This window comes from Modestobacter sp. SYSU DS0875 (assembly GCF_054050915.1).
In genome coordinates, this window is record NZ_JBJHAH010000004.1 from 19,788 (window position 1) to 37,382 (window position 17,595).

A 17,595-nucleotide genomic window follows, 5' to 3' on the forward strand; every position below is an offset into this window, starting at 1 on the left:
GTTCCGGCAGTCCACTTCGGAGGGTGCTCGTGGTCGAGGTGCCGCCTGTCGTGCTCGATCGGAGCGCGCCCACCCCGTTGTCGGTGCAGCTCGCCGACGCGTTGCGCGCCGGGGCCGTGGGGGGCGCGCTCCGCCCGGGCGACCGACTGCCCTCGACCCGCGAGCTGGCCCGTGCGCTGGCGGTGAGCCGCACGGTCACGGCGGCCGCCTACGAGCAGCTGCTCGCCGAGGGCTGGGTCGCGGGCCGCCGCGGTGCGGGCACCTTCGTCGTCGGCTCGGCACCCGCTCCCCGGCCGGTGGCTGCGCCGGTCCGGCGGGCGGTGGCACCGCGGCCGATGGTGGACCTGCGTCCGGGCACTCCCTGCCTCGAGGTGCTCGATCGCGCCGCCTGGCGGCGGGCCTGGCGAGCGGCCGGTGACCAGCCGCCGGACGCCGCGCCCGACCCCGCCGGCGACCCGGCGTTCCGGGTCGCCGTCGGCGAGCACCTGCTCCGGCACCGCGGGCTGCTCACCGACGGGAACTCCGTGCTGGCGACCGCTGGCACGTCCGCAGCGGTGGCGGAGATCGCCCGCACCCTGCCGCCGGGCAGCCGGGTCGGCGTCGAGGACCCCGGCTACCAGCGGGTCGTCGGCGCGCTGCGGGATGCCGGGGTCGCGGTGGTGCCGCTCCGGGTGGACGACGACGGGCTGGTCGTGGACGAGGTGCCGGTGGGGCTCGCCGCCGTCTACTGCACGCCGGCCCACCAGTACCCGCTGGGCCGGCGGCTCTCCGCGGCGCGGCGGGGCCGGCTGGTCGCCCGCGCCCGGGCGGAGGGCTGGTGGGTGCTGGAGGACGACTACGACGGCGAGCTGCGCTACGACGTCGCCCCGCTGCCGCTGCTCGGTGCGCTCGGCCCGGACGTCGTCGTGCACCTCGGGACGACGAGCAAGATCGTCAGCCCCACGCTCGGGGTGGGTTGGCTCGTGGCGCCTGCGCCGCTGCGTACGGAGCTCGTGGCCGGCCGCACCGCCACAGGCACTCGCCCGGCGCGGGCCGGTCAACGGGTGTTCGCCGGGCTGGCCGCCTCCGGGGACCTGGCCCGGCACCTGCGCCGACTGCGCCGTGAGCTGACCGTGCGCCGCGGGCTCGTCCTCGCCGCCGTCGCCGCCGGCGGCCTGCGCGCCACGGGCGACCCGGCCGGGGCCCACGTGCTGGTGCCGCTGCCCGATGCGGAGACCGAGGCCGCGGTGGTGGCGGCCGCCGCCGCGCGGGGGATCGCGCTGGACGGGCTCGCCCGGCATCTGGTGGGGGAGGGACCGGCCGGGCTCGTGCTCGGGTTCGCCGCCCCTGGGCGCGCGGAGCTCACCGCTGCGCTGCCGGTGCTGTCCGAGCTGCTCCGGAGCCGGTGAACGCCAGTGGCCCAGAACCCTGGGGGTTCTGGGCCACTGGCGTTCAGTGCTGGGGTCAGGCGCTGACGGTCCAGCTGTCGCCGCCGGCCAGCAGCGCGTCGAGGTCGGCCGGCTGCTGCGCGGCGGCGTCCTCGAGCTGGTCGGCCATCATCCGCTCGTAGGAGGGCTTGGCCACCGACCGGAACACACCCATCGGCGTGTAGCGCAGGTCCTGGCTGGAGAGCCGGGACAGCGCGAACGCGTAGGCCGGGTCCTCCCGGTGCGCGTCGTGCGCCACGATCTCCGACGGGTCGACCTGGTTGGTCTCGGCGATCCGCAGGCCGCCGAAGTCGTCGCGGACCACGCACGAGGCGCCGTCCGGGCCGAACACCAGCGGCTCGCCGTGCACCAGCGGGATCGTCCACATCGGGCCCGTGGTCGGGTCCTTGAGCAGCTCGAACGCGCCGTCGTTGAAGATGTTGCAGTTCTGGTAGATCTCCACCAGCGACGTGCCCTGGTGCTCGGCGGCCTGCCGGAGCACCTCGGTCAGCCCCTTGCGGTCGGAGTCCATCGCTCGCCCGACGAAGGTGGCGTCGGCGCCCAGCGCCAGCGACACCGGGTTGAACGGGTGGTCCAGCGAGCCCATCGGCGTGGACTTGGTGACCTTGCCGATCTCGCTGGTGGGCGAGTACTGGCCCTTGGTGAGCCCGTAGATCCGGTTGTTGAACAGCAGGATCGTCATGTTCACGTTGCGGCGCAGCGCGTGGATCAGGTGGTTGCCACCGATCGAGAGGGCGTCGCCGTCGCCGGTGACGACCCACACCGACAGGTCCGGGCGGGACGCGGCCAGGCCGGTCGCGATCGCCGGCGCGCGGCCGTGGATCGAGTGCATCCCGTAGGTGTTCATGTAGTACGGGAAGCGCGAGGAGCACCCGATGCCGGACACGATGACCATGTCCTCGCGGGCGATGCCCAGGCTCGGCAGGAAGCTCTGGACGGCGTTGAGGATGACGTAGTCACCGCAGCCAGGGCACCAGCGGACCTCCTGGTCGGTCTTGAGGTCCTTGGCCTTGAGCGTGGCGTTCTTCTCACCGGCCAGCTCGACCGACCGGTTGATCGCGTCGGCGATGGGGCCGGGGGCCGGCATCCCCAGGTCGTGCACGTGGGCATCGAGGGCAGTCACGAGATGGCTCCGTTCCCGGCCGCGACGGCGGCCGGAGTGCTGGTGCTGTCGATGACGTCCTGCAGGACCCCGGCGAGCTCGGCGGCCCGGAAGGGCAGCCCGCGCACCTGGGTGTGGCTGACGACGTCGATGAGGTACTTCGCCCGCAGCACCATGGCCAGCTGCCCGAGGTTCATCTCCGGGCAGATCACCCGGTCGTACCGGGCGAGGATCTCGCCGAGGTCGGCCGGGAGCGGGTTGAGGTGGCGCAGGTGGACCTGGGCGATCGACCGGCCCGACGCGCGGATCTGCCGGCAGGCCGCCCCGATCGGCCCGTACGTGGAACCCCAACCGATGACCGCGACCCGCGCATTCCCGTCCGGGTCGTCGACCTCGGTGGCCGGGATCGACGCGGCGATGCCGTCGATCTTGGCCTGCCGGGTGCGGGTCATGAAGTCGTGGTTGGCCGGGTCGTAGGAGATGTTGCCGGTCTTGTCGGCCTTCTCCAGCCCGCCGATCCGGTGCTGCAGGCCGGCGGTGCCGGGCACCGCCCAGGCGCGGGCCAGGGTCTCCGGGTCGCGCAGGTAGGGGAGGAACTCACCCTCGGTGCCGTCCTCCGCGCTGCCGTTGGGCGCGGTGGCGAAGTCCACCCGCAGGTCGGGCAGCTCCGTGACGTCCGGGATCGACCACGGCTCGGCCCCGTTGGCCAGGTAGCCGTCGGAGAGCAGCATCACCGGGGTGCGGTAGGTCAGCGCGATCCGCACCGCCTCGAGGGTGGCGTCGAAGCAGTCGCCGGGGGAGCGCGGGGCGATCACCGGGACCGGCGCCTCGCCGTTGCGGCCGTAGAGGGCCTGCAGCAGGTCCGACTGCTCGGTCTTGGTGGGCAGCCCGGTCGACGGGCCGCCGCGCTGGACGTCGACGATCAGCAGCGGCAGTTCGGTCATCACCGCCAGTCCGATCGTCTCGGCCTTGAGCGCGACACCGGGCCCCGACGTCGTCGTCACGCCCAGCGCGCCACCGAACGACGCCCCCAGGGCGGCGCCGATGCCGGCGATCTCGTCCTCGGCCTGGAAGGTGCGCACGCCGAAGGACTTGTGCTTGGACACCTCGTGCAGGATGTCGCTGGCCGGGGTGATCGGGTAGGCGCCCAGGAACACCGGCAGGCCCGAGCGGTGCCCGGCGGCGATGATCCCGTAGGCCAGCGCCTGGTTGCCGGAGATGTGCCGGTACTTCCCCGGCGCCATCTTGGCCGGCTTCACCTGGTAGGAGACGGCGAAGGCCTCGGTGGTGTCGCCGTAGTTGTAGCCGGCGCGGAAGGCGGCGATGTTCGCCGCGGCGATCTGCGGCTTGCGGCGGAACTGGCGCTCCAGGAAGCGGACGGTGCCCTCGGTGGGGCGGTGGTACATCCAGCTGAGCAGACCGAGCGTGAACATGTTCTTGCTCCGCTCGGCCTCCTTCTTGCCGAGACCGGAGTCCTTGAGCGCCTCGAGGGTGAGGCTGGTCAGCGGCACGCTCACCAGCTGCCAGCTCTCCAGCGAGCCGTCCTCCAGCGGGTTGGCGGCGTAGCCGACCTTGGCCAGGTTCCGGGCGGTGAACTCGTCGGAGTCGGCGATGATCAGCCCGCCGCCCGGGAGGTCGGGGAGGTTGGCCTTCAGCGCGGCCGGGTTCATCACGACCAGCACGTCGGGGGCGTCCCCGGGGGTCATGATGTCGTGGTCGGCGAAGTGCAGCTGGAAGGAGCTGACCCCCGGCAGGGTGCCCGTTGGCGCCCGGATCTCGGCGGGGAAGTTCGGCAGGGTCGACAGGTCGTTGCCGAAGGAGGCCGTCTCGCTGGTGAAACGGCCTCCGGTCAGCTGCATGCCGTCGCCGGAGTCGCCGGCCAGACGGATGACGACGCGGTCGAGCTCGACGACGCTCTTCACCAGGCCGCCGGGGGCGGAGCTGGGCACGGTCGGGTCCACGGCGGGGTGCATGCCGGGGGCAACGCCGTCCGCGGCCGAGCTGATTCCGGGAGTGGTGCCAGTCATCTGTGAGGTACCTCCGGCTCGCCAGGTTACGTGCGGGTTGCGGGCGCCGGACCGGTCGCGCGTGAACGTGAGGGACCGCACAGCGGGTCGCCTGTCCGCACAGCAGCTCCCCAGGTCGCCGGGGAACGGGTGCGGGGCCGCCTCCGTTCTGATGGTCGTGCAACGGTGGAACAACGGTCTGAAGACGGCGGTCCTGCTCGGCCTGATGGCCGGCGCGATCCTGCTGGTCGGCAGCTTCTTCGGCCGGGGCGGGCTGTTCATCGCCCTCGTGGTCGCGCTCGGCGTCAACGGCTACGCGTACTTCAACTCCGACAAGCTCGCGCTGCGGGCGATGCGCGCCTTCCCGGTGACCGAGACGCAGGCGCCGCAGCTGTACGCCATCGTGCGGGAGCTGGCCACCGAGGCGCGCCAGCCGATGCCCCGGCTCTACGTCAGCCCCACCGATCAGCCCAACGCCTTCGCCACCGGTCGCAACCCACGCAACGCCGCGGTCTGCTGCACCCAGGGGATCCTGGAGCTGCTGGACCGCCGCGAGCTGCGCGGGGTGCTCGCCCACGAGCTCTCGCACGTCTACAACCGCGACATCCTGATCAGCTCGGTCGCCGGCGCCATGGCCACGGTCATCACCTACCTGGCGCACATGGCGATGTTCGCCTCGCTGTTCGGTGGCCGCTCCGACGACCGGGGCGGCGGGGGCGCGCTGGGGAGCCTGCTGCTGGTGTTCCTCGGTCCGATCGCCGCCGGCCTGGTGCAGATGGCGGTCAGCCGCAGCCGGGAGTACCAGGCCGACGCGTCCGGCTCCGAGCTCTCGCAGGACCCGCTGGCGTTGGCCAGTGCCCTGCGCAAGCTCGAGCGGGGGGTGGCCGTGCGGCCGCTGCCGCAGGACGACCAGCTGGTCACCCAGAGCCACCTGATGATCGCCAACCCGTTCCGCGGGTCGGGGATGGCCTCGATGTTCGCCACCCACCCGCCGATGCCGCAGCGGATCGCCCGGCTGGAGGAGATGGCCCGCCAGCTCGGCCAGTAGTGGAAGGACCCCCGTCCCCCTCACCGCTCGCAAGCTCGCGGCGAGCCTCTGGACGGGGGCCGTTCCATCACGTCACCAGGGGGCCGTGCCGTCAGCTCAGCGGTAGTTGTCGAACTGCAGGGCGACGTCGAGGTCCTTGCTCTTCAGCAGCTGCTGCACCGCCTGGAGGTCGTCGCGCTTCTTGCCGCTGACCCGCAGCTGGTCGCCCTGGATCTGCGCCTGCACGCCCTTGGGGCCCTCGTCGCGGATGAGCTTCGCGATCTGCTTGGCCTTGTCCGAGGCGATGCCCTGCTGGATCGTCGCGGAGATCTTGTAGCTCTTGCCGGAGGCCTGCGGCTCCCCGGCGTCCAGCGCCTTCATCGAGATCCCGCGCTTGACCAGCTTCTCCTTGAAGACCTCCAGCGCGGCCGCCACCCGCTCCTCGGTGTCGGCGGTCAGCGTGACGCCGTCCTCGCCGGCCCAGGCGATCGAGGCGTTGACGCCCCGGAAGTCGAACCGCTGGGAGAGCTCCTTGCCGGCCTGGTTCAGGGCGTTGTCGACCTCCTGCCGGTCGACCTTGCTCACCACGTCGAAGGACGCATCGGCCATCTCGGTTCCTCCTCTGCCGCGGTCGGCCACCGACCGGTACCCCGGTGGGCGGCCGACCCTCGTCTTGTACTCTCTCCTCCGTACCACCACGGCGGGTTGCCCGAGTGGCCAATGGGAGCGGACTGTAAATCCGTCGGCTTAGCCTACGAAGGTTCGAATCCTTCACCCGCCACACCTGGTACGAACGGCCCCCGACCACCGGTCGGGGGCCGTTCTGTCTCCCCGGACGTGTCTCAGCGTGCGGGCCTCACGGTGCCGTGGGGGCCCGGGCGCTGGCCACCGCGGTGCGCTCCAGCGGCTCCCCGGCCAGGAACAGCCACCCGAAGGCGATCTCCACGACCCGCGTGCAGCGCACCGTCACCTCGGCACCGTCGGTGACCGCCGACCACGCGTCCAGCCGCACCCCGGCGTCGGCGAGCTGGTCGGCGACCGCCGCCTCGGCTCCCGCGCGGGTCAGCGGCAGCTCCGTGCCCACGCCCTGGCGGTAGACGGCTGCCTCATCGGCCTGGTTGGCCGCCGCCAGCGCGGCGCCGTCGCACACCGACTGCACCTCCTGCTGCTCGAGGAAGGCGTCGGAGGCGGCGACGGCGCCGAGCACCATCAGTGCCGCGACCAGCCAGCACACCAGGACGAAGGGCAGCGTCGACCCGGCCTCCGGGTCGGGGCGGGCCCGGTCGGCACCGAGTGGGCGGGCAGGCACCGGGGCAGCGTAGGGCCCGCGCGCCGGCCCACGCACCGTCGTCCACCGGTTGTGGACGGCACCTGTGGACGATGTGGACGACGGGCGCCTCGGACCCCGGGCGACCGGGGTGGGCCTGTGGACGACGCCCGGGCGGGTGCGCCGCCGCCCCCCAGACTGCCCGCATGGCGATCGAGGTGGTCCCTGCCCGGCTGTACGAGCTGGCGCAGGTGCTGGAGGCGGCGGCCGGGCAGGTCGGCCGCTCGGGGCAGGCGGTACCCGCAGCTGCGGTCGGTGGCCCCGTCGGCCCGGCGGTGACGGCGTGCAGCGAGACGCTCCGCACGGCGGCCGGGTGCCTGGCGGCCGAGCTGACCTGGCTCGGTGGCGCCGTGGCCGCCGCGGCCGACTCCTGGCTCGGGCTGGACGGCTCGGTCCTGCCGGTGCGCGGGGAGGGCTCGCCCCGGTGACCGTCGGACTGCCGAGACCGGTGGACCTCCCCGACCCCCCGGGATCGGCGACGGCGCTCGGTGCGGCCCTGGACGACCTGGGATCCGCTGCCTTCGCGGCCGGCCTGGCCGTCCACCTGCTCGGACCCGCCACGGTGCTGACCGGCTGGCAGGGCGCCGATGCGCGCGTCGCGGCCGGTGAAGTGGCAGCCGCACTCGGCGTCGCCGACGAGCTGCACCGGTGCCTGACCGTGGCGCTGAGCCGGCTGGGCGAGCACCACGACCTGTGGCTGGGTGCCCTCGCCCGGCTGCAGGGGCTGCGTGCGGACCAGGCCGCGGACTTCGCGCAGGCCCGCGCCGAGTTCGGGCGGTTGCTCGCCGCCACCCACCGCGGCGACGGCACGGCCGAGCCGCAGGCCCAGGCGCTGGTGGACCGCCTCGTGGCCGCGGAGGAGGCCCGGTGCACCGAGCACGCAGGCCTGCTGGCCGACCTGGACGGGGACGCGGCCGAGGTCGCCGCGCTGCTGGCTGCTGCGAGCCAGGGACTGGGCGGCAGCGGGCGCACCGGGTCGGCCACCGGCGTCACGGTGCACCTGGCCGGGCTCCTGCCGGGGTGGGGCCGCGGGGCGCTGACCACGATGGGCGTCACTGCGGCGACCGAGCTCACCGGCCCGGGCACCGCTGCCGACGTCCGCGACGCCACCGTCCGCTGGGCCGATGCCGTGGCGGTGCCCGCGGTGGCCGAGGCATTCCTCACCGCCCTGGGCGCGGAGGGGCTCACCTTCCTGCTCGCGCTGCTCCACCAGCAGGCCGGCACGGGGGAGGAGGTGCCGCTCGCCGGGTTGCTGGCCACCGCGCTCACCGTGGGCGGGGCCGGCGGTGAGCCCGCTCCCCGGGTGCGCGAGGTGCTCGCCGCGACCGCGCTGCCGGTGCACGACCGCGATCCGCGGCACGACGAGCTCGCCGTCGGCATGGGGGTCGTGCTCGCCGCGCCCGGCGCCGGGCCGGCACTGGCGGGCGCGTGGGGCCGGCGGCTGCTCGAGCGCGAGGCGGCGCAGGGGGAGCGCGCCGTGGACCGGGTCGCCGCCGGGCGGCCGGACCCGGTGGCGGCGGCGCTGACCGCCGTGGTCCGGGCCGGGGACCCGGAGGCGGCGGGCCGGATGCTCCACGCGTCGTCCGCCTGGGACGTCGTGCTGCGCCGGGGCTGGGACGACGGCGGCCGGGCCGCCGTGGCGCTGGTCGACCTGGCCGCCGACTCGGCCGACGCCGACCACGTCGCCCGCAGCGCGTTGCAGGCGCTGGGGGCAGGCCTCGACCCGGCCGGTGGAGGAACCGGGGAGCCGGTCGACCTCGGGACGCTGGGCCAGCTGGCCGGCAGGATCGGGAGCCTGCTGGCCGGGCAGCCGGAGCTGCTCGGCCGCGAGCTCGCCGCCGCGGGCACCGGGGAGGACCTGACATCGGCGCAGGTGACCGGCCTCCGCGGGCTCGGGCTGCTGCTCACCGAGTCGGCGGCCGAGCAGCGGGTGACCAGCAGCCTGGTCGGCGGGCTGGCACTCGGTGGGGAGCACCGCGCCGAGACGGCCGGCGCCCTGGTGGCGGTGCAGGAGTACGGGCACCGGGCCCGGTACGCGCTGCGCTTCGCGCAGGTCCTCGTCGACACCCGCTCCCGGGAGGGCGTCTACGGGCTGGTCACCGCACCGGTGGACCTGGTCCGCCGGGCGAGGGTCGCCACCGGACTCGGCGTGCTCGTCGACGCCGGCGGGGTGCTGCTGCAGTCGGACGGGCGGATCCGGATCGAGCCCGACGACGGACCGGTCCGCACGGCCGAGGACGCCGGGCAGCTGGCGGCCGTCGTCGTCACCGGGGCGGCCGGGGTGCGGCCGTCCGGGGTGGGGACACCCGCGGGCCGCACCGCCGTCGACGCCGGGAGCGCGGCGTTCGCCCGCGCCTCGGGGGTCCTGACGCTGCCCACGCTGCCGGACCGGTACACCGGGAGCACGACGGGAGCGCTGGTCCACGACGTGGTAGAGGGGCTGGTCTCCGACGCCCTCGGGCCTCCGTCGGAGGGGGAGCGCCGTCGCCGCTGAGTCGTTCCCTCGATCGATGACGAACTTCGGGTCATTAGTTACGCTGTGTCACGACACTTCGGAACGTTCCGACACGTCGGTGGATGGGCTTGCTCGAACGAGTGACCTTCTGCAATGTGATCACTGCGGTGTGTTGCCGGACGACGCTCTGCCCCCGCGTGGGCCGCTGCCGCTCAGCGAGAACTGACAGAGCAGACCGTCATGCCCCGAGGAGACATCATGCCCACCGTCACCAGCTCGTCCGTCGTCCGCACCGCCACCGCCGACCGCGGTTGGCGCTGGCTGTGAGGTGAGGCGGACACCCGATGGGGCGGGGTGCGAGACGCCCCGCCCCATCGGGTGAGCTGCCTTCGTCCGGAGTCCGTGCGCTGTTACCTTCGGCGGGCCCGACCCTCCTCCGACAGGCAGGCTGACGTTGGCCGATCATCCGGCCCCTGACGTGCGGGGGCGTTCCCCGCTGAGCCGTCCCTGGACCCTCGCCGTCCTGGCCGGTGCCGTCGCGGTCGGCAGCGCGTGGGCGACCATCCCGGGTGAGGCGACCAGCCCGCCGGTCGTCCTGGTCCTCGTCCTGTTCGGCGCCCTGATGATCGCCGAGTCGGTCCAGCTCGGCATCGAGTTCCGGCGGCAGACCATCTCCCTGGCCCCGACCGAGATCGCCCTGGTCGTGGGCCTGGTCGAGGTCGGCGGGGTGTGGACCGCCGTGACCCGGGTCGCCGCCCTGGTCGTCGTGCTCGGGGTCAGGCGCACCCCGCCCGCGAAGGTCGCCTTCAACGCCGCGCTGGCGGTGATCGAGCTGTCCGCCGCGCTGGCGGTCCTCCACGTCCTGCCGCCGGGTGACCTGGAGGACCCGCTCACCTGGCTGTCGCTGATGCTGGCCGTGCTGGCCACGCACGTGGTCGGCATGGTGGGGGTCGGCCTGGCCATCACCCTCACGGAAGGCCTCCCGGGCTGGCCCTTCTGGGCTGCTGCGCTCCCCAACGCGCTGTTCGGCCCGCTGTGCGTCGTCGTGGCGGTGATCGCGCTGATGCTGGTGGAGGAGACCCCTTGGGCCTGGGCGCTGATCGTGCCGATGGTGCTCGGCGCGCTCGTCATCTTCCGGCAGTCGGCCCGGGCGGCCCGGGAGCGGCGGACGGTGCAGCGGGTCTACGACTTCGCCCGCCGCGTCGAGCTGGTCACCCCGGACGAGGCGGGCACCCGGGAGATCGTCCGTGCGGTCCGCGAACTGCTCAACGCCGAGCGCGTGGCGCTGTGGCTGCCGCCGTACCTGGACGAGGGGCCGCAGCTGATCGTCGACACCGCCGGCGGCGAGGTCGCCTGGTACGACGGACCGGGCGACCCCGACGACCTGCTGCGCCGGAGGGCGGTCGCACCCGGGGTGGAGGGCTCGCTGCTGGTCACCTCGGCCCGCGCGGACGCCGACGAGCTGGCCGCCCTGTCCCGGCGGGGCGCCCACGAGGTGCTGGGCGCGCCGGTCGCCACGGCCGCCGGGGAACCGGGCTACCTCGAGGTCTGCGACCGGCGCAGCGACGCCGAGGCCTTCGCATCGGGCGATCGGTCCGCCCTGGAGTCGATGCTGACCCACGTCAACGCGGCGATCCGGCAGCAGCAGCTCCTCGGCCAGATCCGGCACGACGCCGACCACGACCGGCTCACCGGCCTGCCCAACCGGCAGCGGCTGGCCGCGGAGATCGACGCGCTGCTGCAGGCCGAGCCCGAGACCGCTCGCGTCGGCCTCGTGCTGGCTGCGCTGGACGGCTACACCAACGTCACCGACACCCTGGGGCACGCCGCCAGTGACGAGCTGCTGATGGTGACCGCGGGGCTGCTGCGGGAGCACGCTCCGCCGCAGGCCGTGCTGGCCCGCATGGAGGGCGGCCAGTTCGCCGTCCTGCTGCCGGGGCTCTCCCTCGCGGCCACCGAGCGGGCCGCCCGCCGGCTGCGGGAGGCGGCCTCCACCCGCGCCCAGGTCGCCGGGCTGCACCTGGAGGTCTCCCTGACCATCGGCGTGGCCGCCGCGCCGGTGCACGGGTCGGACGCGGGGGCGCTGATCCAGCGGGCCGACGTCGCGCTGCTGGCCGCGCACGGGTCCAGCGGCGTCGCCACGTACCACCCGGTGCTGGACCAGCAGAGCCTGCGCCGGCTCCAGCTGGGCACGGAGCTGCAGGCGGCGATCGCCGAGGGGCAGATCACAGTGGTGTTCCAGCCGATCGTGGAGACCCGCACCTCCGACATCGTCTCGGTCGAGACGCTGGTCCGCTGGGCCCACCCCCGGTACGGCGACGTGCCCCCGGACGACTTCATCGCCCTGGCCGAGCAGATCGGCCGCATCGGGTCGCTCACCGACCACGTGCTCGACCGGGCGCTCGACCGCTGCCGGCGCTGGCTGGACCAGGACATCGCGTTGTCGGTGGCGGTCAACCTCTCCGCCCACTGCCTCGCCGAGCCGGACCTGGTCGACCGGGTGCGCCACGCGCTGCGGCACCACGGGGTCCCCGGGGAGCTGCTCACCCTCGAGCTCACCGAGGGCAGCGTCGTCGACGACACCGTGCGCAACAGCACCGTGCTGGCCGACCTGCACGCACTGGGGCTGCGGCTGTCGATGGACGACTTCGGCACCGGCTACTCCTCGCTGTCCCAGCTGCGCGCGCTCCCCATCGACGAGCTGAAGATCGACAAGAGCTTCGTGCTGGGCATGTCGACCAGCCAGAACGAGTCCTTCATCGCCCGCTCGATCGTCGAGCTCGCGCACAACCTCGGTCTCCGGGTGGTCGCCGAGGGTGTGGAGGACGAGGTGACCCGCGACCTGCTGGCCCAGATGGGCTGCGACAAGGTGCAGGGCTTCCTGGTCAGCCGGCCGCTGCCCGAGGACCGGCTGGAGGGCTGGCTGCTGGCCCGCACCGGGGTGCGCACCGCCGCGCCGGGTGGCACCCACCGCCGGTTGTTCGTCCGGACCTGAGGAAGGACCCCGTCCCCCTCGCCCTTCGCAGGCTCAGGGCGAGCCTCCGGCCGGGGCCGCTCGCGGCGCCTGTTACAGTTTCCCGGCGTGGTCGAGGGGGGCCGCCGAGTCGCAGAGAGCGGCTTGGTAGAGTTCCCATCGCTCCCGAGCAACGCCCCTTTAGCTCAGTCGGCAGAGCGTCTCCATGGTAAGGAGAAGGTCTACGGTTCGATTCCGTAAAGGGGCTCGTACGATCGAGTACCGACCACCGGTCCAGTCGCGAGACCGGGCCGCACGGTCACCCGGCGGTGTAGCTCAGCCTGGTAGAGCAAGCGGCTCATAATCGCTGTGTCACCGGTTCAAGTCCGGTCACCGCTACTCCAGACGGACCCCGTTCTCGGGGTCCGTCGTCGTGTCCGGCACCTGTCGGGCACGGGCACCACCCACTGACCAGAACAAGGCGAGGACACACTCATGGCCGCCACAGACGTCCGTCCGAAGATCACCCTGGCGTGCCAGGAGTGCAAGAACCGCAACTACATCACCCGCAAGAACCGGCGGAACGACCCCGACCGGATCGAGCTGAAGAAGTACTGCCCGACCGACCGCAAGCACACGCTGCACCGCGAGACCCGCTGACCCCAGCGGACGTCGAGGCGAGAGGGCGGGAGCATGGCGCTGGACCCAGGACTGGTCGGGCGCAGCTACCCGCCCTCTGCCGTCTACGAGGTCGGGCGGGAGAAGATCGCCGAGTTCGCCACCGCGCTCGGTGACCCCGACCCGGTCTACCGCGATCCGGCCGCGGCGCAGGCGCTCGGCCACCCCGACGTGATCGCGCCGCCCACCTTCGCGATCGTGCTGAGCCTGGGGGCCGGCAACGTGGTCGTCGAGGACCCGGACGTGGGAATCGACTACGGCCGTGTGGTGCACGGCGAGCAGCGCTTCACCCATCACCGTCCCGTCCGGGCCGGCGACCGGCTGGTGGCCACCGCCACCATCGACGCGGTGCGGTCCGTGGCCGGCAACGACATGCTGACCACCCGGGTCGACCTGGCCACCGAGGGCGGCGAGCCGGTCTGCACCACCCGCTCGATGCTCGTCGCCCGGGGCACCGCGTGACCCGGCTGCGCGCCGCGGACGTCGCCGTCGGCACCGAGCTCCCGGAGCAGACCTCACGGGTCACCCGCGCGGACCTGGTCCGCTATGCCGGTGCCTCGGGCGACTTCAACGTCATCCACTGGAGTGACCGCGTGGCCGGCGAGGTCGGCCTGCCCGGCGTCATCGCCCACGGCATGCTCACCGCCGGTCTGGCGGCCAGGGCGGTCACCGCGTGGGCGGGCGACCCGGGTGCGGTCGTCGACTACCACGTCCGGTTCAGCCGGCCGGTCGTGGTCCCCGATGACGAGGCCGGCGCGGAGGTCACCGTTCGCGGGCGGGTCGCCGGGTTGCTGGACGACGGTCGGGTCCGCGTCGACCTGACCGTGACCAGCGGTGGCGAGAAGGTGCTCTCCCTGGCCCGCGCCGTCGTCGCGCTCGCCTGAGGCCCGGCTCGGGGACGGCCGTGCGCACGTGACCGCTGCTGTCCGCCCCGCTCCTCGTGGCGGCGGGCCTGGCCGGCCGCGGTCCGGGTGGCGCGGCGGCACCGACCGCCCCGCGGTCCACCTGGCCTCCGGCCTCGCCGCGAACCTCGCACGGTCGCGGGCGCCGAGGTCGTGCGGCGCACCCCGACCTGCGCGCCGCCCCCGCGGTCCTGCGGCGGGCGGGGGTGCTGGACCCGCCGGGAGCTCATCGGGTGAGCGGCCCGGTGCCCCGCCGGAGGGGGTCCCGCCCGGCCGTGTTGGCCAGCGCTCCCGCCGGTCCCGTACACTCGACGACCTGGGGCCAGCTTGACCCCGCCACCGGCGTGCCCCGGGACCCTCTGGGGCCCGGCAGCGCTGCGGCGCGGACCGGTCCCGGGCGGGTGTTCCTGAGGGCGTTCCGGGTGTCCTGCGCGAGCAATGCTCGTGGAGGGCCGAGGGGTGGTCCGCGGGGCTCCTAGGGGTGTAGCTCAATTGGCAGAGCAGCGGTCTCCAAAACCGCAGGCTGCAGGTTCAAGTCCTGTCACCCCTGCCACCGACCGACGACCGGTGCCGAGCCGGCGCAGGCGATCCATCGAGCAGAGCGAGGCGTTGTGAGCGAGAAGGACGGCGAGCCGAACGGCGAGCGGCCTGACGCCGAGCAGTTCGACCGCGAGGCGCCGGGCGTCGACGACGCCGCCGAGCTCGAGGCGGCCGAGGCGGAGCTCGCCGACGAGGCGGAGACCGACGAGGACAAGGTCGTCACCACCCCCACCCGCCCGCAGCGCGACGCCGGCCGAGCGGGCGGCCGGCCGGCCGGCCGGCCGGGCGAGGGGCGCACCGGGGAGGGCACCCGTTCGCGGGCGGCCGCCGAGCGGGCGCGCGCCGAGGAGCTGCGGGACAAGCGCAGCATCGGCCGGTTCCTCCGTGAGGTCGTCGCCGAGCTGCGCAAGGTCATCTGGCCGGGCCGCAAGGAGCTGATCACCTACACGACAGTGGTGATCATCTTCGTGGCGGTGATGGTCGCGCTCGTCGCCGGCATGGACATCGTCTTCGCCCAGGGCGTGCTCGCCGTCTTCGGCTGAGCGCCCCGCGAGCTGCACCGAACCCAGGAGGAAGAGACCACGTGACAGACCCCCGCGAGCCCTTCGAGACCGACAACGCCGTCGAGGGCACCGACCTCGACGACGCACGGTTCGACGTGCGCAGCGCCGCCGACCTCGAGACCGGTGCCGACGAGCCCGGCGCAGCCGAGGGGTCCAGCGACACCACCGACCAGGACACCGCGACCGGCGCCTCCGACGTCGTCCCCGAGGTGGAGTCCGGCGAGCCGGACACCCTGGCCGGTGACCCGCTGCCCGCGCCGGCGCCCGACCACGACCCGGTGGTCGCCGAGTCGCTCGAGGTGGCCCAGGAAGCCGACGAGGACCCCCGGGAGGCGCTGCGCTCGACGCTGCGCACCCAGTTCGGCGACTGGTACGTCATCCACTCGTACGCCGGCTACGAGAACAAGGTGAAGACCAACCTGGAGTCCCGCATCACGTCGCTGGACATGGAGGACTACATCTTCCAGATCGAGGTGCCCACCGAGGAGGTCACCGAGATCAAGAACGGCAAGCGGACCCAGGTCAACCGCAAGAAGCTGCCCGGGTACCTGCTGGTCCGGATGGACCTCAACGACGAGTCCTGGGGTGCGGTCCGCAACACCCCCGGGGTCACCGGCTTCGTGGGCGCGACCTCCAAGCCCTCGCCGCTGAGCATCGACGAGGTCGTCAACCTGCTGGTCCCGGCGACCCCGGCCAAGCCCACCGCGGCGGCGACCGAGACCAGCTCGCCCGCTGCCGGTCCGGTTCCCACGGTGGAGTTCGAGGTCGGCGAGTCGGTCACCGTCATGGACGGCCCGTTCGCCACGCTGCCGGCCACCATCAACGAGATCAACGCCGAGCAGCAGAAGCTGCAGGTCCTCGTCTCCATCTTCGGCCGCGAGACGCCGGTCGAGCTCTCGTTCACCCAGGTCGCCAAGATCTAGTAGAAGGGCCCCTTCGTCCCCACCCCTCGCAGGCTCGGGGTGGGACCCTGCGAGAGGGCCGTTCCACCACGTCACCACCGTCAGAAGAAGAAGGAAGTCATGCCCCCCAGGAAGCGGTTGACCGCGGTCATCAAGCTCCAGATCAACGCCGGCGCGGCCACCCCCGCGCCGCCCGTGGGCCCGGCCCTCGGTCAGCACGGCGTGAACATCATGGAGTTCTGCAAGGCGTACAACGCCGCCACCGAGTCGCAGCGCGGCAACGTCATCCCGGTCGAGATCTCGGTCTTCGAGGACCGGTCGTTCACCTTCGTCACCAAGACCCCGCCGGCCGCGCGCATGCTGCTCAAGGCCGCTGGTGTCGAGAAGGGCTCGGGCGAGCCGCACAAGACCAAGGTCGCCACCGTCACCCGCGACCAGGTCCGTGAGATCGCGCAGACCAAGATGGCCGACCTGAACGCGAACGACCTCGACCACGCCGAGAAGATCATCGCCGGCACCGCCCGGTCGATGGGCATCACGGTCCAGTGAGGGAAGCCGCCGGCTGACGGCGGCGTTCCACCACCGGGTCCGTCGGACCCGGACAGCAACTGTGGGAGGGCCTCGCCGGGCCCGCACACCACACGACCCCCGAGCCGGGGGGAAGGAGCACCACCATGGCGAAGCACGGCAAGAACTACCGCAAGGCCGCCGAGCTGGTCGACGCGGACGGGCTGTACAGCCCGCTGCAGGCCGCCGGCCTGGCCAAGCAGACCTCGATCACCAAGTACGACGCGACCGTCGAGGTTGCGATCCGGCTCGGCGTCGACCCGCGCAAGGCCGACCAGATGGTCCGCGGCACGGTCAACCTGCCCCACGGCACCGGCAAGACCGCCCGGGTCATCGTCTTCGCGACCGGCGACAAGGCCGCCGAGGCCGAGGCCGCCGGCGCCGACGTCGTCGGCTCCGACGACCTGATCGAGCGGATCCAGGGCGGCTTCCTGGACTTCGACGCCGCGATCGCGACCCCGGACCAGATGGCCAAGGTCGGTCGCATCGCCCGCATCCTCGGCCCCCGCGGCCTGATGCCGAACCCGAAGACCGGCACCGTGACCCCCGACGTCACCAAGGCCGTCAACGACATCAAGGGCGGGAAGATCAACTTCCGCGTCGACAAGCAGGCCAACCTGCACCTGGTCATCGGCAAGGCGTCCTTCGACGAGACCAAGCTGGTGGAGAACTACGCGGCCGCCCTCGACGAGGTGCTCCGCGCCAAGCCGTCCGCGGCCAAGGGGCGCTACCTCAAGAAGGTCACCATCTCGACGACCATGGGCCCGGGCATCCCGGTCGACCCGAACCGCACCCGTAACCTGACGGTCGACGAGGCCAACGCCTGAGGAAGGATCTCGTCCAGAGGCCGTGACGGCGCCGTCCCCTTCGGGGGCGGCGCCGTTCGCCGTTGCGGGGCTGGTCGCTCGCAGCCGGCAACGGGGCTGCGGTCCCGTGGGCATCCGGCCCGGGAGGCCACACGGGCGCAGCTCCCGGTCGCCGACGACCGGAGGTGGCGGAGGCGGTTGGCGGCGTGGGCCGGGGATGGCGTACTCTTGCCGCTGTTCCCCCCATGACCGCTTGGTCGTCGCACGTCCGCGTGCGATCGAAGGTCCGGATCACCGGACGGCCCGCGCAGGTGGACGGTTCGACGAACGTGTCGGAGCC

Annotated in this window: 16 protein-coding genes and 4 tRNA genes; 16 read left to right on the forward strand and 4 right to left on the reverse strand. The window is 73.4% G+C overall.

Going from position 1 to position 17,595, the window contains the following annotated elements; all coding sequences use genetic code 11:
- The first annotated feature begins 50 nt into the window (after positions 1–50).
- Positions 51–1,388 (forward strand): aminotransferase-like domain-containing protein, encoded by a 1,338-nt coding sequence (locus tag ACI79Y_RS02985; RefSeq protein ID WP_457157065.1) that lies wholly within the window; start codon positions 51–53, stop codon positions 1,386–1,388.
- 55 nt (positions 1,389–1,443) lie between these two features.
- Here the strand turns inward: ACI79Y_RS02985 and ACI79Y_RS02990 are convergent, their stop codons facing one another.
- A complete protein-coding gene (locus ACI79Y_RS02990) occupies positions 1,444–2,550 on the reverse strand; it encodes a 2-oxoacid:ferredoxin oxidoreductase subunit beta (protein ID WP_457157066.1) in 1,107 nt (368 codons plus the stop codon).
- Positions 2,547–4,478 (reverse strand): 2-oxoacid:acceptor oxidoreductase subunit alpha, encoded by a 1,932-nt coding sequence (locus ACI79Y_RS02995; RefSeq protein ID WP_457157067.1) that lies wholly within the window; start codon positions 4,476–4,478, stop codon positions 2,547–2,549. Before ACI79Y_RS02995 ends, ACI79Y_RS02990 begins: the two co-directional genes overlap by 4 nt.
- A 229-nt stretch (positions 4,479–4,707) precedes the next feature.
- On the opposite strand from ACI79Y_RS02995, the gene htpX reads away from it, so the two are divergent.
- Complete coding sequence (gene htpX, locus ACI79Y_RS03000; RefSeq protein ID WP_457157068.1) at positions 4,708–5,583, forward strand: zinc metalloprotease HtpX; 876 nt, start codon at positions 4,708–4,710, stop codon at positions 5,581–5,583.
- A gap of 96 nt (positions 5,584–5,679) precedes the next feature.
- Here the strand turns inward: htpX and ACI79Y_RS03005 are convergent, their stop codons facing one another.
- Positions 5,680–6,171, reverse strand: a complete 492-nt coding sequence (locus ACI79Y_RS03005; protein WP_457157069.1) for a YajQ family cyclic di-GMP-binding protein — start codon at positions 6,169–6,171, stop codon at positions 5,680–5,682.
- A gap of 90 nt (positions 6,172–6,261) precedes the next feature.
- Here ACI79Y_RS03005 and ACI79Y_RS03010 point away from each other — a divergent pair.
- Positions 6,262–6,343 (forward strand) — tRNA-Tyr (locus ACI79Y_RS03010).
- Between the two features lie 75 nt (positions 6,344–6,418).
- On the opposite strand, the gene ACI79Y_RS03015 is transcribed toward ACI79Y_RS03010, so the two are convergent.
- Positions 6,419–6,871, reverse strand: a complete 453-nt coding sequence (locus ACI79Y_RS03015; RefSeq protein ID WP_457157070.1) for a pilus assembly protein TadG-related protein — start codon at positions 6,869–6,871, stop codon at positions 6,419–6,421.
- Positions 6,872–7,035: 164 nt separating this feature from the next.
- Between ACI79Y_RS03015 and ACI79Y_RS03020 the strand changes: the two genes are divergently transcribed.
- The 13 genes from ACI79Y_RS03020 to rplA all read left to right on the forward strand — a co-directional run bounded on the left by ACI79Y_RS03020 (position 7,036) and on the right by rplA (position 17,276).
- The gene (locus ACI79Y_RS03020) at positions 7,036–7,317 is read left to right on the forward strand and encodes a hypothetical protein (RefSeq protein WP_457157071.1); all 282 of its coding nucleotides are present in this window, start codon (positions 7,036–7,038) and stop codon (positions 7,315–7,317) included.
- Complete coding sequence (locus tag ACI79Y_RS03025) at positions 7,314–9,383, forward strand: hypothetical protein (RefSeq protein ID WP_457157072.1); 2,070 nt, start codon at positions 7,314–7,316, stop codon at positions 9,381–9,383. Before ACI79Y_RS03020 ends, ACI79Y_RS03025 begins: the two co-directional genes overlap by 4 nt.
- Before the next feature lie 439 nt (positions 9,384–9,822).
- Entirely contained in the window at positions 9,823–12,339 is a 2,517-nt protein-coding gene (locus tag ACI79Y_RS03030; protein ID WP_457157073.1) for a putative bifunctional diguanylate cyclase/phosphodiesterase, read from the forward strand.
- Between the two features lie 153 nt (positions 12,340–12,492).
- Positions 12,493–12,565: transfer RNA gene (locus ACI79Y_RS03035), tRNA-Thr, on the forward strand.
- Between the two features lie 57 nt (positions 12,566–12,622).
- Positions 12,623–12,696 (forward strand) — tRNA-Met (locus tag ACI79Y_RS03040).
- Positions 12,697–12,792: 96 nt separating this feature from the next.
- Positions 12,793–12,957 (forward strand): 50S ribosomal protein L33, encoded by a 165-nt coding sequence (gene rpmG, locus ACI79Y_RS03045; RefSeq protein WP_110553396.1) that lies wholly within the window; start codon positions 12,793–12,795, stop codon positions 12,955–12,957.
- 33 nt (positions 12,958–12,990) lie between these two features.
- Positions 12,991–13,437: an FAS1-like dehydratase domain-containing protein gene (locus tag ACI79Y_RS03050; RefSeq protein ID WP_457139925.1), complete on the forward strand. Its 447-nt coding sequence runs from the start codon at positions 12,991–12,993 to the stop codon at positions 13,435–13,437.
- On the forward strand, positions 13,434–13,859 hold the full coding sequence (locus ACI79Y_RS03055; protein WP_457157074.1) for a MaoC family dehydratase: 426 nt from the start codon (positions 13,434–13,436) through the stop codon (positions 13,857–13,859). The genes ACI79Y_RS03050 and ACI79Y_RS03055 overlap by 4 nt, the downstream gene beginning before the upstream one ends.
- A gap of 495 nt (positions 13,860–14,354) precedes the next feature.
- A tRNA-Trp gene (locus ACI79Y_RS03060) sits at positions 14,355–14,430 on the forward strand.
- 58 nt (positions 14,431–14,488) lie between these two features.
- Positions 14,489–14,959: a preprotein translocase subunit SecE gene (gene secE, locus ACI79Y_RS03065; RefSeq protein WP_457157075.1), complete on the forward strand. Its 471-nt coding sequence runs from the start codon at positions 14,489–14,491 to the stop codon at positions 14,957–14,959.
- 41 nt (positions 14,960–15,000) lie between these two features.
- Positions 15,001–15,903 carry a transcription termination/antitermination protein NusG gene (gene nusG, locus ACI79Y_RS03070; protein ID WP_457157076.1) on the forward strand — a complete coding sequence of 301 codons (903 nt, stop codon included), beginning with the start codon at positions 15,001–15,003 and terminating at the stop codon, positions 15,901–15,903.
- A gap of 99 nt (positions 15,904–16,002) precedes the next feature.
- Positions 16,003–16,431, forward strand: a complete 429-nt coding sequence (rplK, locus tag ACI79Y_RS03075; RefSeq protein WP_153359795.1) for a 50S ribosomal protein L11 — start codon at positions 16,003–16,005, stop codon at positions 16,429–16,431.
- A gap of 125 nt (positions 16,432–16,556) precedes the next feature.
- Positions 16,557–17,276, forward strand: a complete 720-nt coding sequence (rplA, locus tag ACI79Y_RS03080; protein ID WP_457157077.1) for a 50S ribosomal protein L1 — start codon at positions 16,557–16,559, stop codon at positions 17,274–17,276.
- The last annotated feature ends 319 nt before the right edge of the window (positions 17,277–17,595 follow it).